This is a genomic window from Streptomyces sp. NBC_00287 (assembly GCF_036173105.1).
GTDB lineage: Bacteria > Actinomycetota > Actinomycetes > Streptomycetales > Streptomycetaceae > Streptomyces.
This window is the reverse complement of record NZ_CP108053.1, coordinates 8295710-8311356: the sequence shown is the minus strand read 5'-3', so window position 1 is coordinate 8311356 and position 15647 is coordinate 8295710. Positions and strand designations below refer to the sequence as shown.

Sequence of the window (15647 nt, the reverse complement as noted above, 5' to 3'; positions counted from 1 at the left end):
CGCGCGACCTGAATCAGCTGCCGTTCGCCTCGTCCGCGTCGAACGGGCAGGTGGCCCCGGCGTGGTTCTCGGGGTCGGTCCACTGCAGACCGGCGGCGTCGCTCAGCAGGTCGGCGATCTGCTCACGGCGCTCGCCGGGGGACGGCGGGCCCTCGTAGTACTCGGCGTTCAGCAGCATGTACCTCAGGGACGGGTTGAGCGGCGCCCCCGCGTTCTCGCCGGGATTCGTGAGCTCAAGGGGAGCCTCGCCCGGGAACGACGCGAGGTAGGCCGATCCGGGCGGCACGGTCAGGGCCGGGTTGTACTGAGTGTTCCCGCGCTCCGGGTCCATCCACGCCCCGGGTTGCTGAGCCCAGAAGCCGGGGGAGCACCACTGGTTCGCGGGGGGCGTGGTGGTGCCGTTGGTCGTGGGCGGGGTGGTGGTGCCGTTGGTCGTGGGCGGGGTCGTCGTGCCGTTGGTCGTGGGCGGGGTCGTCGTGCCGTTGGTGGTCGGCGGCGTGGTTGTTGTGCCGATGAGGCCGATAAGACCGTTGGTGAGATTGATGTCGCCGAGCAGCTTCGGGCTGTAGACGAGCTTCTGCGTGCAGTAGCCGAACGACTTGCCGACGCAGCTGTGGTCCAGGTCGTGCACCTTGACGTGGAGCTTCTTGCCGCCCTTGTCGCCCTTCTCCTCCCCGCCTCCGGCGGGGAGTTGCGAACTGGTCTGCTTCACGCCGGGGTGAGTCAGGTCGAACGCCTGCGACACCGTGGTCGCGCCCAAGGTAAGGGCGCCTACGGAAATGGCGACGACGAGGGCTCTGATGGAACGCATCTAATCCCCTTGCTTGTCGGGAAGGGAAATGAACGTGGCGCTTCGTGAACGAAGGGTCACAGCGATGGTTATGCAAAAAATTGCGCTGATTGAGTCACTTTCCGTGGGTTTCGCCCGAACAGCCCTTCACTGGGGCGGCCGGACACACAGCCGCGCCTCGCATCCGGTCCTCCCGGGCGGAGCCTCGAGTCCGGCACGGAACGCTCCCAAGGCCCCTCGAACTCGGCCACCTTGCCCAGAAGGGCACAAGGAAGACAGCGGGGCATGGACCTTGTCGACCTGGCCGAATGCCACTTCCTCATGGGCGCACGCGGTGTCCCTTCACCGAATCCCCCCCGGCCCCCCGCCCGCCTATCCTGGTGAGGAGCCGGTCCTGCTCGCGGAGCGCGAGAAGGGAGCCGCTGGTGGCCGAGCGGACGATCGACAGGGCGGCCGCGGACACCTTGCGGCGGGCCAGGGACGCCGCTGCCCGTGAGGGGTGGAGCGAGGCGTACCGGCTGCTGGGCCGGGTGGATGCCGCCTGCCTCGGCCCCGACGACCGTGCCGCGTTCGCCGATGCCGCCTGGTGGACGAGCCGGATCGACGAGTCGATCGTCCAGCGGATGCGGGCCTACTCCGGCTATGTCGCGGCGGGCGCGGCCCGGCGGGCGGGGCTGATGGCCTGGCTGCTCTTCTACGAGCATCAGCTCGCGGGACGTACGGCCGTGGCCGCCGGCTGGCTGCGCCGGGCCCGGCAGCAGCTCCATGGGGAGCCGGAGTGTGTCGAGCAGTGCTACCTCGCCTGGGTCGACGCGGAGGCCGCGCAAGAGCGCGGGGCATTCGACGAAGCGATGGCCGCGGCACAGCGCATGGCCGGGATCGCCCGGCGCTGCGGCAGCCCGGATCTGCTGGCCATGAGCGTCCAGGCGCAGGCGGGCGTCCTGGTCGCGCAGGGGCGCGTCGGTGACGGACTCGACCTCCTGGACGACGCCATGTGCTCGGCCATGGCAGGCGAGCTGAGCTCCTTCTTCACCGGGTGGGTCTACTGCCTGGGCCTCCAGCAGTCCATGGCCTGCGTCGATCTCGAACGCGCCGCCGAATGGACCGACGCGGCCATGCGGTGGTGCGCGGCGATGCCGGCCGAGAACAACTACCGCGGACTGTGCCGGGTGCACCGGGTGGAGGTGCTGGAGCTGCGCGGAAGCTGGCCCGAGGCGCTGGCCGAGGCCGAGCGGACCTGCGAGGAACTACTGCCCTACGAGCGGCGGATGGCCGCCGAGGCGGTCTACCTGGTCGGCCAGATCCAGCGGCGGCGCGGCGAGCTCGCAGCGGCCGAGCAGTCGTACGACCGCACCCACGAGCTCGGTCGCGACCCGCAGCCCGGCCTCGCCCTGCTGAGGCTGGCCCAGGGGAAGGCCGACGCCTCGGCCACGGCCCTGCGACTCGCCGTCGCGAACGGAGCCGAGGCCGGCGGTCTCGAACGGTGCCGGCTGCTCGCGGCCCAGGTGGAGGTGTGCCTGGCGCTGGGCCGGACGGACGAGGCACGCACGGCCGCCGAAGGGCTCCAGGCGCTGGCCCGGGACTGGCAGCGGCGGTGCGGCTCGGAGACGACCCTGCTGCACGCGAGCGCCGCGGCGGCCTCCGGTGCGGTCGCCTTCGCCGCCGATGACCTCGACCGCGCGCTGCCCCTGCTGCGCCGGGCGCTGGCACTCTGGCTGGAGCTTCGGGTGCCGTACGAGGCCGCCCAGGTGCGGATGACCCTGGCCGCCGCCGACCGGGCCGCCGGGGACGACGAGGGTGCCCGGATGGAGCTGCGGGCCGCGGAGCAGGCCTTCCGGCAGCTCGGCGCCGTACCCGACGCGCGCCGGGCGGCGGCACTGCTCGCCGATGTGCGCCGACGGTCGCCCGGCGGGCTCACCGAGCGCGAGATCCAGGTGCTGCGGCTGGTCGCGGCGGGCCGCACCAACCGGGCCGTCGCCGCCGAGCTGGTGATCAGCGAGCACACCGTCGCCCGGCACCTCAACAACATCTTCGCCAAGCTCGACGTGTCCTCGCGGGCCGCGGCGACGGCGTATGCGTACAAGCACGGGCTCACGTGAGGCGTATGGGTTGTTCGGCCCATGCCCGATCGGGCCGGGATGGGTGATTTCGGCGATGAGCGCGAACCCGCTGCCCGTGTACACCGGAGATGTACCCGGCGCCGACCCAGAAAGCAGGTGGCGGCCATGACCACCTACACACCGACCCTCGACCACCAGCTGCTGGAGCGGCTGCGCGGATCCGTGCGCGGCCACATCGTCGAGCCCGGCGACCCGGACTACGACGAGGCCCGCAAGGTCTACAACGCGATGCACGACAGGCGGCCCGCGATCATCGTGCGGGCGGTCGACGCGGGCGATGTCATCGCCACCGTGGACTTCGCCCGCGACCAGGGCCTGCCGCTCGCCGTACGCGGCGGCAGCCACAGCGTCCCCGGCTACGGGACCTGCGACGGCGGTGTCGTCCTCGACCTCGGCCTGATGCACGGTGTCCGCGTCGACCCCGAGACCCGGACGGCCTGGGTCGAGGGCGGCGCCACCTGGGCGGACGTCAACCACGCCACGTACGCCTTCGGTCTGGCCACGACCGGCGGGGTCGTCTCCACCACCGGGGTGGGCGGCCTGACGACCGGCGGTGGCATGGGCTACCTGGCCCGCCGCTGCGGACTGGCCTGCGACAACCTGGTCTCGGTGGATCTGGTGACGGCCGACGGGTCCTTCGTGACCTGCACGTCGGAGCAGCACAGCGACCTGATGTGGGCGGTGCGCGGAGGCGGCGGGAACTTCGGGGTCGTCACGTCCTTCGCCTACCGGCTGCACCCCATCGCCGACATCCTCGGCGGGCCGGTCTTCTTCCCGCTCGACGGCGACGTGATCCGCCGCTATCGGGAGCTGGTCGCCGAGGCGGACGACAACCTCGGCGCACTGCTCGTCGTCGGGCTCGGGCCGCCGGTACCGTTCCTGCCCGAGCGCTGGCACGGACGGCCGCTGTGCGGCGTGGTCACCTGCTGGACCGGCCCGGAGGACGAGGACGACCGGATCCAGGACCGCCTCGCCGCGCTCGGTCCGGTGCTGGGCCGGCACGTGGAGCGCATGCCCTACCCGGTGATCAACACCCTCTTCGACGATCTGGTGCCGCCGGGGCTCTACCACTACTGGAAGGGCACGTTCACCCAGGGCCTGTCCGACGGCGCCGTCGAGGCCTGCGTCGAGTACGGCGCCACCACCCCGTCCATCCAGAGCGTCACGGTCGCCTTCCCCATCGACGGCGCCTGCCACCGGGTGGGGCCGGAGGAGACCGCCTTCTCCTATCGGGACGCCGACTACTCGTTCGCACTCAGCGGGACCCTCACGACCCGTGCGGACTGCGAGGCCCAGAAGGACTGGGTACGCGGCTTCCACCAGGCGCTCGAACCACACTCCATGGAAGGCGGCTACGTCAACTTCATCGACGGCGACGACCAGAACCTCGTCCGGGCCAACTACCGCGCGAACTACACCCGTCTCACGGATCTGAAACGGCACTACGACCCCGGGAACCTGTTCCGCCTCAACCACAACATCGCCCCGTGAGGAATCCTGCGGGCTCGCAGGTGTTGAACCCTGTATGAGCTCCGTGATCGCCGCGACCCGCTTCTCCGTCCTCGACCGCTCCCGCACCCGGGAGGGCCACCCGGACGGAGAGGCACTGCGCGACACCGTACGGCTGGCACGGGAGCTGGAGCAGCTCGGCTACCACCGCCTGTGGGTGTCGGAGCACCACGGGGTGCCCGGTGTCGCCGGTTCCGCGCCGACCGTGCTGGCAGCCGCCGTCGCGTCCGCGACCCGCACGATCCGGATCGGGACCGGCGGAGTGATGCTGCCCAACCACCAACCCCTCGTGGTAGCCGAGCAGTTCGGGGTGCTGGAGTCCCTCTTCCCGGGCCGGATCGACATGGGCCTGGGGCGGTCGGTCGGATTCACCGACGGGGTGCGCAAGGCGCTGGGCCGGGACAAGGACGACGCCGAAGACTTCGCCGGGCAACTCGACGAGCTGCTCGGCTGGTTCCGCGGCACCTCCCCCACGGGGGTGCACGCGCGGCCCGCCGAGGGCCTGAGCGTGCCGCCGTTCGTGCTGGCCATGGGCGAGGGCGCGGACATCGCGGCCCGCGCGGGCCTGCCGATGGTCATCGGCGACTTCAGGAACCGCGCGAAGATGCAGCGCGGTATCGATCACTACCGCGCGAACTTCCGCCCCTCCCCCTGGGCGAGCGAGCCGTACGTCGTCATCTCCGGCACGATCGCCGTGGTCGCGACCCCCGATGAGGCCCGGCGCCTCCTTATCCCGGAGGCCTGGTCGATGGCGTACTCGCGCACCCACGGCACCTTCCCGCCCCTGCCGCACGCCGAGCGCGTCGAAGCACTCACGATGACGGCCAAGGAGCGCGGCTTCTACGAGCAGGGCCTCGCCGGGCATATCGCCGGTACCGAGGACCAGGTCGCGGACGAGCTGGAAATCCTGTTGAAGGAGACGGGCGCGCAGGAGATCCTGGTCACCACCAGCACATATGACCGTCAGTCACTGCTGGATTCGTATCGGCGGCTGGCCGGGATCATGGGAGTGACCGAGTGACCGATGACGCCTCGGCGTTGTGGGCCAAGTACGACACACAAGTGCGCGCACGCGAACCCGAGGTGTTCGGCGTGGTCACCGAGCGGGACGGGCCGCTGGTACGCGTCCACTACGGCACCCATGGCGTCGTGGACCACCGGGACCTCTCCACGGTCGACGACCTCACTGGTCTGGTCCGCCGGACGCAGGAGATCTTCGCCGAGCGCGTGGAGCCGGTGACCTGGAAGGTGTACGACCGCGACGGGCCACGGCTCACTCAGGCCCTGCTCGATACCGGATTCACCGCGGGGCCCGTGCGCTCCCTGCTGGTCGCCGATGTGGCCGACGTACCCGAGACGGACGCGAAGCTGCGAACGCACTGGGCGGGCCTGCGGTCCAGCGACCAGGACAGTCTCCTCCAGCTCGCCCAGGCGGCCCCCGAGCAGCGCCGGCCGGTGTCCGAGCTGGAGCACGGCATGGACATCCTGTCCGTCTGGCACTACGCACGGCCGGTGGACCTGGTCTGGCTGGAGAAGGTCCATGGCACGGACTTCTCCTCCATCGGCGGGATCACCGCGCCGCGCCCCGAGCTGCTGCAGGCCGCCGCCGCGTGGGCAGCCCGCGAGATCTGGTCGCGGCCGAAATCGCGGTACGTGGTGGCCGAGGCGAGCGGCGAGCTCGTCGCCGTCCATCGGTCGGCGGGATTCCACCAGGTCGCCGAGGTCACCACCTACCGGTGGGCGCCACCCGGGGAACCGGCCCGGGAACGCCCCGCACGCCTGCTGTTCTCCGAGCCCGAGCACGACGACATCTGGCGCCGCTTCGAGAAGCGGTTCGAGGTCACGTACCAGACCGCCTACGACGGCATCGCCGAACCGCCCGGCTCCGTCACCTGGCACATGGAGGCCGTCGAGCACTGGCGCGACCCGCTGCTGCGCCGGGTGGAGGCGGTCATCGCCCGCGGCCTCAAGGCACGCGGCCGCCGCGGGGACCGGCTCTACCGGCTCAAGTGGTCCATCAACGGCACCGTCTGCGACCCGACACGGGTCGGCGGCCCCGGCCAGCCCCCGTGGCCGAGCTACTCCTACCTCACCGACGAGAACGTCATCCAGGTCACCGATGACCTGAGCATGGGCACGTACGGCAACTTCGTGGAGGCCTCCCTGTGCGTCTTCGGCGCCGATCTGGTCGCCGAAGTCGAGGAGGAGCTCACCGAGCTGCTGGGCAGGGTGCTGCGACGGGACGGGCGGCCGGTGGGCAACGTGTGGACATTCGGGCCGGTCCCATAGAATCGCATGGTTTGTCCCCCCACCCGACGGAGCCTCCCCCATGCACGACCCGTACGTTCGCGTCCGAGGCGCCCGCGAGCACAACCTCAAGGGCGTGGACGTCGACATCCCGCGGGACGGGCTGGCCGTGTTCACCGGAGTCTCCGGCTCCGGGAAGTCCTCGCTCTGGCGCGCGCGTTGAGGGTGGGCGCCCCCTAGAGCTTGCTCAGTGCCTGCATCGCGTCGCGTTCGATGCGGGACAGCTCGTGCAGGATGGAACCCGCCTCCATGAGGTTCTCCGCGTCGCCGGATTCTCCAGCTGCCGCGACGAGCGCAGCCACCTGGGTCCAGAGGGTGGCGGCTTCGGCGTACAGGCTGTGACCAGTGCGCAGGTGGCTGCTGTCGATGGACTGGGCGCACTCGGCGAGGAAGTCCCGGTAGAGATTGCGGAACAGGGCGCCGCCGGTACCAGCCCTCTCCATGAGGAGGGCGGCTCGTGGCAGGTCCTCCCGCGGATTGCCGCTGCGCTGCAGCCACTTCGGCACCAGCTTCGCGGCCTTCTCGATGCCCCGGTGGCCCAGGTTCGCGATGGGCGGGTTGAGGAAGGCGTCTGCACAGGTCTTGATCGCGGGGATGATCCGGTCCTGCGGTGACGTCGGGCTGCTGGGCGCGGTGATGGTGAAGGAGCGGTGCCTGGCGGTCATGGGGCCGCGCTCGGCCCGGGCCCTGGCCAGGCCGTCGAGGCTGGTGGTGACGGCTCCGCCCTGCGGGGCGGTGTCCACCAGGTAGGCGTCCTGTTCGTCGTAGCCGTACATGGCGACGACGTGCCCGCCGAAATGCACCTTGGTGCTGAAGTAGTCCAGGTGGTAGCTGTCGAGCTGCAGGCCGACCGGTCGGCCCGCGTCGAGGGGCGCCGCCACGTCCTGCCATGCCTTGCGTGGAGAGGTGGTTTCCCGGACCTGCAGCTCAAGCCCGAGTACGGCGGCCAGGTTCCTGGTGAGCTCGAACGGCTTGACCCGGCCTCCCAGGAAGGGAAAGCCCATGGCCTTGCTGTCCCAGTAGATGAAGGAAAGACCGGCGCCGAGCCCGAACAGCATCGGCTCGGACAGGTCGAGTCCCTCATGCCGCAGCAGCACGCCCAGCGCCGTCGTCTCGCAGTGGTGCATGCCACGGACGTCGATGTCTTTCACCATGGTCATGCCGCTCATTCTTCCTCCCCGGCATCACCGGTGAGCCCAACACCGTGCGGCTCCCCTGGAGACGCGGCGCATGGCTACCTTCCCTGCCCGTCCGTATGGCGGTTCACTGAAACGGAGTGTCGCAGGGGGTGTTGCATGTCGCTGGTCCTTGTCATCGCTGTCATCGTCGGCGTGCTCATCGTGCTGGCAGCCGTGGGGTTCGAGCCGGCCGAGGATTGCCTCGGCGCGCTGGGCGACATGCTGTTCAGCTGCCTCACGTGGGTCCTGTTCATTGCCGCTGTCCTGTGGCTGCTGAACTCGTGCACGTCCTGACCCTGACCGGCCTAGCCGCGCTGCGAAACCTCCAGCCCCCTCGGCACACGCATCTGCTCAGTGGCCAACGCCGCGTGCGCCCACGCGAGTTCGCCCCCCGTCGGGACCGACTGTGCCGCCCGGGCCAGGGTGCGGCGGTCGGCGTGTGCGCCCGCCGGGATCTGTGACCGTACCTCGACCTCGGCGACCAGTCGTCGTGCCGTGACCACCCGCCACAGCGAGGAGAGCAGGGAGTCCTCGCCGACGAAGGCGGGCGCGGTGCTCGCCGGGCCGTCGTCGAAGCGGTAGTGCAGGCGCACCGGCTGGACGGGCACGCCCGCGTCCAGTGCGGCCTGGAACACCGCCCGGCGGAAGGGGCCCTGGGCCCGGCCGCACCAGGTGCTGCCCTCGGGGAAGGCGACCACGGCGGCGCCGGAGTGCAGCGCCTCGGCGATCCGGGCGACCGTCTGCGGCAGTGCCCGCAGCCGGTCCCGCTCGATGAAGAAGGCGCCGCTGCGCGCGGTGAGTCCGCCCGCCACCGGCCACTGCCGGATCTCCGCCTTGGCCAGCATCCGGGCCGGGCGGACGGCGGCGAGCAGGGGGATGTCCAGCCACGAGATGTGGTTGGCGACCAGGAGCAGACCGCCGGTCGGCGCCGCCGCGCCGGTGATGCGTACCCGCACTCCGGAGGCCCGGACCACGGCCCGGCTCCACCCGCGGATCAGCGGGTCCCGCCGGGACGCGGGGACGACCCCGAACACCGGCAGCAGCGCGACCCCCACCAGGAGCGTCACCAGCAGCGCCCCGAGCCGCAGCACCGCGCGCGGCACGTCCGCCAGGGAGCGGGCGGAGGCGACGCAGACCTGCGGGGAGCAGGGCGCGGTGGGCAGCCAGGCACTGGTCGGTATGACCGGGCGGGGCACGGCGGCCGCCGCCCGGCGCTCACGCCGCGGTGTCAGGACCCGCACACCCACGGGCACCGTACGCAGCATGTTCATCAGGCCGGGACGAGCGAGAGGAAGTGCTTCAGATAGCGCGCGTTGACCCGGCGCATCGACAGCAGCACGTAAAGGTCGGCGACCCCGAAGTCCGGGTCATGCGCGGGCTCCGCGCAGACCCAGGCGCCGAGGCGCAGGTAGCCGCGCAGCAGCGGAGGCAGTTCGGTGCGGCCCTCGGGCCGGGCCACGCCCTCCGGGTTCCAGGGCTGCAGCGGACGGACTCGGTACTCCTCGGGCGCCAGGTGCTTCTCCCGCACCCGGTCCCAGGTGCCGGCCGCGAGGGCGCCGCCATCGGCGAGCGGGATGGAGCAGCAGCCGGCCAGCCACTCGTGGCCGTTGTCGACCATGTAACGGGCTATCCCGGCCCAGATCAGGCCGATGACCGCGCCGTCCCGGTGGTCGGGGTGGACGCAGGAGCGGCCGACCTCGACCAGGCCCGGGCGGATCGGGTCGAGCGGGGCGAGGTCGAACTCGCCCTCCGAGTACAGCCGCCCGGCGACCGCGGCGCGGTCCGGGGGCAGCAGCCGGTAGGTGCCGACGACCTGGTCGGTGAACGTGTCACGGACCAGCAGATGGTCGCAGTACGCGTCGAAGGCGTCGATGTCGTGCCCCGGCTGCGGGGTGGACAGGTGGGCGCCCATCTCCCCGGCGAAGACGTCGTGCCGCAGCCGCTGGGCGGCCCGTACGTCGTCCTCGGTGCGGGCGACGGTGACGGTGTAGCGGGTGGGGGCCGCGGGCTGCGGGGGGCGGTCGAGCGTGGATACGCCGTTCATGGCTCTCTCCTGGTCACGGGCCGGGGACGGTTGAGCGGCCGCAACAGTTCTTCCGACGCAGGGCGTCGGGCGCGTGACCATCGTCAGGAGAGGGGATGTGGGGATGTTGAACGGCACGGGCACGTGCCTGCGGTCCATGTTCCGGTGCCCGAACCGTCAGCCGGAAGGTGCCCTGCAGTTCACTTGGCGGGCGCGCAGCCCGCCAGCAGGCGCCGGGTCTCCTCCTCGGCGAGGACGCGTTCCAGTACGAGGTCGCCCGTCATGTTGGGGAAGAACCGTCCGGCCGGCCAGCCGCGTTCGTACGGCGGCGGGTCCAGGACGAGCAGTCGTACGCCGTCGACGACCGGTATGTCGGTGGGCGTGCCCTCGTTCCACACCCACTCCCCGCCGGGCGTGACCAGGTTGAACGACCCCACGGTGTGCACCTGCCCCGGCGCGTCCCGGCACACCGCCACCTCCTGCGGGGACGGCGCCCGGCCGGGCACATGGCCGCCGCCGACGAGGAGGTCCGCGAGCAGGGTGTGCAGCTGGAAATTGTCGCCGATCCCGCTCATCCGCAGCCGGTAGCCGGTACCGGAGGGGCGGTGCAGGACGACCAGCGGCTCGTCGTCGAGCACCAACAGGGCGTATGTCAGGCACTTGAACTCGTGGCCCGAAGCCTCCGCCACGGCCCGCACCCCCCGCAGCAGCCGGGCCCGCAGCGAGCCGTCCAGCGCGATGCGCACGGCCGGGTGGCTGAGCATGGCGACGGACGCCATCTCCCACTGGGGCAGCGTCAGCCAGGCCAGTGCCGCCTCCGGTCCCACCCGTTCGAAGACCCCTGGATCCACCTCGCCGGACTCCGGATCGGGGAAGTCCCCGCCGCCGGTCTCCTCCCAGCGTTCAGCGAACTCCCCCGCGGCGGCCAGGGTCTCGGCCAGCTCCACGAAGATGTGCGGCGCGCAGGGCCCCGGGTCGGCACCGCTCTCCACGCAGGCGCCGACGAGCACGGCTATGGTGCCGCGTGGCCCTGGAGGCACCTCGGGCAGCAGCGCGGCCAGGCGCGGGGCGGCCTGTGCGACCTCCTGCGGTCCCGCGTCCTGGTAGCCCCGGCCCATCTCCTGGAACGCGTGTTCCGCCCGGTCCGGCTCCTGCTCACGCACGGCGGACTCGAACCGCCCGACGGCCTGAACGAACCGCCCCTGCTGCTGACTTGCGAAGATCATGTGCGCACCCTACCGAGGCCGGAAAGGCGAAACGGGGCCGGGGAGCACCTCCCGACCCCGCCCGTCCGCACGTCTTCGGCGAACGCTTCGTGCCATGGGTCTTACCGCTTGCCCACCTTGCGGGTAGCCCGCAGCCACTCCTTGTTCATGCTCGTGATGGAGACCAGCGGGATGCCCTTGGGGCAGGCGGTGGCGCATTCGCCGGTCAGCGTGCAGCCGCCGAAGCCCTCGTCGTCCATCTGCGCCACCATGTCCAGCACCCGCGTCTCCCGCTCGGGAGCGCCCTGGGGCAGCACGTTCAGGTGGTTGACCTTGGCGGAGGTGAACAGCATGGCCGCGCCGTTGGGGCACGCGGCCACGCACGCCCCGCAGCCGATGCACTCGGCGTGCTCGAAGGCGAAGTCCGCGTCCGGCTTGGGCACCGGAGTCGCGTGCGCCTCGGGCGCGGCACCGGTCGGCGCCGTGATGTAACCGCCGGCCTGGATGATCCGGTCGAACGCGGTCCGGTCGACGACCAGGTCCTTGATCACCGGGAACGCGGACGCCCGCCACGGCTCGATGTCGATCGTGTCGCCGTCCTTGAAGGACCGCATGTGGAGCTGGCAGGTGGTGGTGCGCTCGGGACCGTGGGCGTCGCCGTTGATGACCAGTGAGCACGCGCCGCAGATGCCCTCACGGCAGTCGTGGTCGAAGGCGACCGGGTCCTCACCGCGCAGGATGAGCTCTTCGTTGAGCGTGTCGAGCATCTCCAGGAACGACATGTCGGAGGAGATCCCGTCCACCTCGTACGTGGACATGGCGCCGTCGGCATCGGCGTTCTTCTGCCGCCAGACGCGCAGGGTGAGCTTCATGCGTAGCTCCGCTGAGTGGGGTGGACGTACTCGAAGACCAGGTCTTCCTTGTGCAGGGTCGGGGCCTCGCCGGTCCCGGTGAACGCCCAGGCCGCCGCGTAGGAAAACTCCTCGTCGCGGCGCTCGGCCTCGCCGTCGGGCGTCTGGGACTCCTCGCGGAAGTGACCGCCGCACGACTCGCTGCGGTGCAGCGCGTCGAGGCACATCAGCTCGGCGAGCTCCAGGTAGTCGACGACGCGGTTGGCCTTCTCCAGCGACTGGTTGAACTCCTCGCCGGTGCCGGGCACCTTGATGCGCCGCCAGAACTCCTCGCGGATCTGCGGAAGGCGCTCCAGCGCCTTGCGCAGCCCGGAGTCGGTGCGGGCCATGCCGCAGAACTCCCACATGAGTTCGCCGACTTCACGGTGGAAGGAGTCGGGGGTGCGGTCGCCGTTCACCGAGAGCAGGAGGTTGATCCGGTCCTCGGTCTCGGCCAACACCTCCTGGACGGCGGGGTGTTCGCCGGTCACCGTGTCCTGGTGCGGATTGCGGGCCAGGTAGTCGTTGATCGTCGCCGGCAGGACGAAGTAGCCGTCGGCCAGGCCCTGCATCAGCGCCGAGGCGCCGAGGCGGTTGGCCCCGTGGTCGGAGAAGTTGGCCTCGCCGATCGCGAACAGACCGGGGACGGAGGTCTGGAGGTCGTAGTCGACCCACAGTCCGCCCATCGTGTAGTGCACTGCGGGGTAGATCCGCATCGGCACCCGGTACGGATCCTCGTCGGTGATCCGCTGGTACATGTCGAAGAGGTTGCCGTACTTGGCCTCGACCGCCTTGCGCCCCATCCGCTTGATGGCGTCCGCGAAGTCGAGGTACACGCCCTGGCCGCCGGGGCCGACGCCCCTGCCCTCGTCGCAGACGTTCTTCGCGGCGCGGGAGGCGATGTCACGGGGCACGAGGTTGCCGAAGGACGGGTAGATGCGCTCCAGGTAGTAGTCGCGCTCGTCCTCGGGGATCTTGTTCGCGGGACGGTCGTCGCCCTTGGCCTTCGGCACCCAGATCCGGCCGTCGTTGCGCAGCGACTCACTCATCAGCGTCAGCTTGGACTGGTGGTCGCCGGTGCGCGGAATGCAGGTCGGGTGGATCTGTGTGAAGCAGGGGTTGGCGAAGTAGGCGCCGCGCCGATGGGCCCGCCAGATCGCGGTGGCGTTGGAGTTCATGGCGTTCGTCGACAGGTAGAAGACGTTGCCGTAACCACCGCTCGCGAGTACGACGGCGTCCGCGAAGTACGTGTCGATCTTGCCGGTGATCAGATCCCGGGCGACGATGCCACGGGCCCGTCCGTCGATGACGATCAGGTCGAGCATCTCGGTACGCGGGTGCATCTCCACGTTCCCGGCGGCGATCTGCCTGCTGAGCGCCTGGTAGGCGCCGAGCAGCAGCTGCTGACCCGTCTGGCCACGGGCGTAGAAGGTCCGCGACACCTGGACGCCGCCGAAGGAGCGGGTGTCGAGGAGACCGCCGTACTCGCGCGCGAACGGCACACCTTGGGCGACGCACTGATCGATGATCTCAACCGAGATCTGCGCGAGCCGATGCACATTCGACTCCCGGGCCCGGAAGTCGCCGCCCTTGACGGTGTCGTAGAACAGGCGGTGGACGGAGTCGCCGTCGTTGCGGTAGTTCTTCGCGGCGTTGATACCGCCCTGCGCGGCGATCGAGTGGGCACGGCGCGGGGAGTCCTGGTAGCAGAACTGGACGACGTGGTAGCCCTGTTCGGCGAGGGTGGCGCCGGCCGAGCCGCCGGCCAGGCCGGTGCCGACCACGATCACCGTGTGCTTGCGCCGGTTGGCGGGGTTGACCAGCTTGGCCTCGAAACGGCGCTTGTCCCAGCGCTCGTTGACGGGGCCCTGCGGCGCCTTGGTGTCGACGACCGGCTCGCCGGTCAGGTAGTCGGTGTAGGTCATCTCAGCTCACCACTCCGGTCATGACGCCCACGGGCACGGCGAGGAAGCCGCACGTGAGCACAAGCGCGAGAACGTTGGCTACGGCCTTCAGGGCGCGGTCGCGGCTGCGGCTGCCGGCGCCCAGGGTCTGGGCGGCGCTCCAGAACCCGTGCCGGATGTGCATGCCGACCGCGAGCACCGCCACGATGTAGATGACGTTGCCGTACCAGGTGGAGAAGGTGTCCACGACGTTCTGGTACGGGCGCCCCTCCTCGAAGCCGCCCGAGTGCACGGTGCCGGTCGTCAGATCGAGGATGTGCCAGACGATGAACAGGGCGAGGATGATCCCGCCCCAGCGCATGGTGCGGGTGGCGTAGCTCGCCCGCGGCTTCTTGTGCACGTACTTGCTGGGCCGCGCCTTGATGTCACGGCGGCTGAGCTGGTACGCGGAGACGCCGTGCGCGATCACCGCGACCACGAGCACGATCCGGACGAGCCAGAGCGTCCACTCGTAGTGCATGAAGGGCTCGCCGACCGTGCGCAGCCAGTGCGCGTACTCGTTGAACTCACCGGCCCCGAAGAAGATCTTCAGGTTTCCCATCATGTGGACGACGAGATACGACAGCATGATCAGCCCGCTGACCGCCATCACGGTCTTCTTGCCGACGGAGCTGTCCCACACCGTGCGTGCCATGGACGGTCGTCGGTCCGTCCGCGTTGCCAGAGCCATGTCACTAGAAGTTAGGGGTACAGTGCCCGATCGGTCCAAGACATCCTCCGGCTCGTTTCCATAGCCAACGGCTATCGTGAGGCCTATGCAGTTCCAGCAGCTCCAGTACTTCGTGGCGGTCGCCGAGACCCGGCACTTCACCCGGGCCGCCGACCTGGTCCACGTGGCGCAGCCGTCCCTGTCCCAGCAGATCAAGGCCCTGGAGCGGGAGCTCGGCGCCGACCTGTTCCTGCGGGCCCGCGGCAACATCACGCTCACCGACGCGGGCGAGGCCCTGCTGCCGCTGGCCCGGCGCATCCTGGCCGACGCGGATACAGCACGGCTTGAGGTTCAGGAGCTGGTCCAGTTGCGCAGCGGTCGGGTCCGGCTGGGGGCGACACCGAGCGTGTGCACGGGCCTCCTGCCGGACGTACTGCGCGCCTTCCACGACCGCTACCCCGGCATCCGCCTGCTGATCGAGGAAGGCGGCTCCCACGACCTGGTACGGGAGCTGGCCCGCGGCGCCCTGGACCTGGCCCTGGTCGTGCTCCCCCTCCCCACCCCGTCCCCCGCCCTGGCCACAGTGGAGCTCCTCCGCGAGGACCTGGTGGTGGTCTCCTCCCCGGACGCCCCCAAGCCCGGCCACGGCAGCCGCTCGGTCCGCATCGCCGACCTGGAGGGCGAACGCCTGGTGATGTTCCGCCACGGCTACGACCTGCGCGAACTCACGGTCGCCGCCTGCCGCGCGGAGGGCTTCGAGCCCGATTTCGCGGTGGAGGGCGGCGAAATGGACGCGGTACTGGGCTTCGCCCGGGCGGGCCTGGGTGTGGCGGTCGTACCGCGGATGGTGGCGGCGCGGGCAGGGCGTGGTCTACGAGTCACCCCGCTGGCCCGGCCCGGGCTGCACCGCACGATCGCGCTGGCGCACCGCAGCGATGTGGCTCCGCCTCGGGCGGCGCGGGAACTCCAGCGGATGCTGCTGGAGCGGTGAACCCAGGTCAATCCCTCCCCG

The 15647-nt window shown here is 70.7% G+C and carries 15 protein-coding genes; 7 read left to right on the top strand and 8 right to left on the bottom strand.

The features are described from left to right. Positions 1-13 precede the first annotated feature (13 nt). Positions 14-811, bottom strand: a complete 798-nt coding sequence (locus OHT76_RS37680; RefSeq protein ID WP_328875354.1) for a hypothetical protein — start codon at positions 809-811, stop codon at positions 14-16. Positions 812-1215: 404 nt separating this feature from the next. Here OHT76_RS37680 and OHT76_RS37675 point away from each other — a divergent pair, with 404 nt between their 5' ends. From OHT76_RS37675 to OHT76_RS37655, 5 genes are all read left to right on the top strand, one after another. After that, the gene (locus OHT76_RS37675) at positions 1216-2889 is read left to right on the top strand and encodes a LuxR C-terminal-related transcriptional regulator (protein ID WP_328875353.1); all 1674 of its coding nucleotides are present in this window, start codon (positions 1216-1218) and stop codon (positions 2887-2889) included. Between the two features lie 126 nt (positions 2890-3015). Further along, positions 3016-4401: an FAD-binding oxidoreductase gene (locus OHT76_RS37670; RefSeq protein ID WP_328875352.1), complete on the top strand. Its 1386-nt coding sequence runs from the start codon at positions 3016-3018 to the stop codon at positions 4399-4401. Positions 4402-4435: 34 nt separating this feature from the next. Then, complete coding sequence (locus tag OHT76_RS37665) at positions 4436-5440, top strand: LLM class flavin-dependent oxidoreductase (RefSeq protein WP_328875351.1); 1005 nt, start codon at positions 4436-4438, stop codon at positions 5438-5440. After that, positions 5437-6708, top strand: a complete 1272-nt coding sequence (locus tag OHT76_RS37660) for a DUF2716 domain-containing protein (protein ID WP_328875350.1) — start codon at positions 5437-5439, stop codon at positions 6706-6708. The genes OHT76_RS37665 and OHT76_RS37660 overlap by 4 nt, the downstream gene beginning before the upstream one ends. 40 nt (positions 6709-6748) lie before the next feature. Continuing rightward, positions 6749-6889 (top strand): hypothetical protein, encoded by a 141-nt coding sequence (locus OHT76_RS37655; RefSeq protein ID WP_328876774.1) that lies wholly within the window; start codon positions 6749-6751, stop codon positions 6887-6889. A 13-nt stretch (positions 6890-6902) separates the two neighbouring features. On the opposite strand, the gene OHT76_RS37650 is transcribed toward OHT76_RS37655, so the two are convergent. Then, on the bottom strand, positions 6903-7886 hold the full coding sequence (locus tag OHT76_RS37650) for a BtrH N-terminal domain-containing protein (RefSeq protein ID WP_328875349.1): 984 nt from the start codon (positions 7884-7886) through the stop codon (positions 6903-6905). A gap of 135 nt (positions 7887-8021) precedes the next feature. On the opposite strand from OHT76_RS37650, the gene OHT76_RS37645 reads away from it, so the two are divergent. Continuing rightward, positions 8022-8198 carry a hypothetical protein gene (locus tag OHT76_RS37645; protein WP_328875348.1) on the top strand — a complete coding sequence of 59 codons (177 nt, stop codon included), beginning with the start codon at positions 8022-8024 and terminating at the stop codon, positions 8196-8198. An 11-nt stretch (positions 8199-8209) separates the two neighbouring features. Here OHT76_RS37645 and OHT76_RS37640 read toward each other — a convergent pair whose 3' ends face one another. The 6 genes from OHT76_RS37640 to OHT76_RS37615 all read right to left on the bottom strand — a co-directional run bounded on the left by OHT76_RS37640 (position 8210) and on the right by OHT76_RS37615 (position 14620). Next, on the bottom strand, positions 8210-9085 hold the full coding sequence (locus tag OHT76_RS37640) for a lysophospholipid acyltransferase family protein (protein ID WP_328876722.1): 876 nt from the start codon (positions 9083-9085) through the stop codon (positions 8210-8212). Positions 9086-9174: 89 nt separating this feature from the next. Further along, positions 9175-9948 carry a GNAT family N-acetyltransferase gene (locus OHT76_RS37635; protein ID WP_328875347.1) on the bottom strand — a complete coding sequence of 258 codons (774 nt, stop codon included), beginning with the start codon at positions 9946-9948 and terminating at the stop codon, positions 9175-9177. A gap of 179 nt (positions 9949-10127) precedes the next feature. Continuing rightward, complete coding sequence (locus OHT76_RS37630) at positions 10128-11153, bottom strand: hypothetical protein (protein ID WP_328875346.1); 1026 nt, start codon at positions 11151-11153, stop codon at positions 10128-10130. A gap of 101 nt (positions 11154-11254) precedes the next feature. Next, positions 11255-12004 carry a succinate dehydrogenase/fumarate reductase iron-sulfur subunit gene (locus OHT76_RS37625; RefSeq protein WP_328875345.1) on the bottom strand — a complete coding sequence of 250 codons (750 nt, stop codon included), beginning with the start codon at positions 12002-12004 and terminating at the stop codon, positions 11255-11257. Continuing rightward, the gene (locus tag OHT76_RS37620) at positions 12001-13947 is read right to left on the bottom strand and encodes a fumarate reductase/succinate dehydrogenase flavoprotein subunit (RefSeq protein WP_328875344.1); all 1947 of its coding nucleotides are present in this window, start codon (positions 13945-13947) and stop codon (positions 12001-12003) included. The genes OHT76_RS37625 and OHT76_RS37620 overlap by 4 nt, the downstream gene beginning before the upstream one ends. A gap of 1 nt (position 13948) precedes the next feature. After that, positions 13949-14620 carry a succinate dehydrogenase gene (locus tag OHT76_RS37615; RefSeq protein WP_328875343.1) on the bottom strand — a complete coding sequence of 224 codons (672 nt, stop codon included), beginning with the start codon at positions 14618-14620 and terminating at the stop codon, positions 13949-13951. Positions 14621-14741: 121 nt separating this feature from the next. Between OHT76_RS37615 and OHT76_RS37610 the strand changes: the two genes are divergently transcribed. Continuing rightward, the gene (locus OHT76_RS37610; RefSeq protein WP_328875342.1) at positions 14742-15626 is read left to right on the top strand and encodes a LysR family transcriptional regulator; all 885 of its coding nucleotides are present in this window, start codon (positions 14742-14744) and stop codon (positions 15624-15626) included. Positions 15627-15647: the final 21 nt, after the last annotated feature.

What these genes read in the sequence shown, in the direction of transcription:
- OHT76_RS37680 (WP_328875354.1), bottom strand. Translation starts at nt 811, where the DNA reads ATGCGTTCCATCAGAGCCCTCGTCGTCGCCATTTCCGTAGGCGCCCTT.
- OHT76_RS37630 (WP_328875346.1), bottom strand. Translation starts at nt 11,153, where the DNA reads ATGATCTTCGCAAGTCAGCAGCAGGGGCGGTTCGTTCAGGCCGTCGGG.
- OHT76_RS37625 (WP_328875345.1), bottom strand. Translation starts at nt 12,004, where the DNA reads ATGAAGCTCACCCTGCGCGTCTGGCGGCAGAAGAACGCCGATGCCGAC.
- OHT76_RS37670 (WP_328875352.1), top strand. Translation starts at nt 3,016, where the DNA reads ATGACCACCTACACACCGACCCTCGACCACCAGCTGCTGGAGCGGCTG.
- OHT76_RS37665 (WP_328875351.1), top strand. Translation starts at nt 4,436, where the DNA reads ATGAGCTCCGTGATCGCCGCGACCCGCTTCTCCGTCCTCGACCGCTCC.
- OHT76_RS37655 (WP_328876774.1), top strand. Translation starts at nt 6,749, where the DNA reads ATGCACGACCCGTACGTTCGCGTCCGAGGCGCCCGCGAGCACAACCTC.
- OHT76_RS37615 (WP_328875343.1), bottom strand. Translation starts at nt 14,620, where the DNA reads ATGGCACGCACGGTGTGGGACAGCTCCGTCGGCAAGAAGACCGTGATG.
- OHT76_RS37650 (WP_328875349.1), bottom strand. Translation starts at nt 7,886, where the DNA reads ATGACCATGGTGAAAGACATCGACGTCCGTGGCATGCACCACTGCGAG.
- OHT76_RS37620 (WP_328875344.1), bottom strand. Translation starts at nt 13,947, where the DNA reads ATGACCTACACCGACTACCTGACCGGCGAGCCGGTCGTCGACACCAAG.
- OHT76_RS37635 (WP_328875347.1), bottom strand. Translation starts at nt 9,948, where the DNA reads ATGAACGGCGTATCCACGCTCGACCGCCCCCCGCAGCCCGCGGCCCCC.
- OHT76_RS37645 (WP_328875348.1), top strand. Translation starts at nt 8,022, where the DNA reads ATGTCGCTGGTCCTTGTCATCGCTGTCATCGTCGGCGTGCTCATCGTG.
- OHT76_RS37610 (WP_328875342.1), top strand. Translation starts at nt 14,742, where the DNA reads ATGCAGTTCCAGCAGCTCCAGTACTTCGTGGCGGTCGCCGAGACCCGG.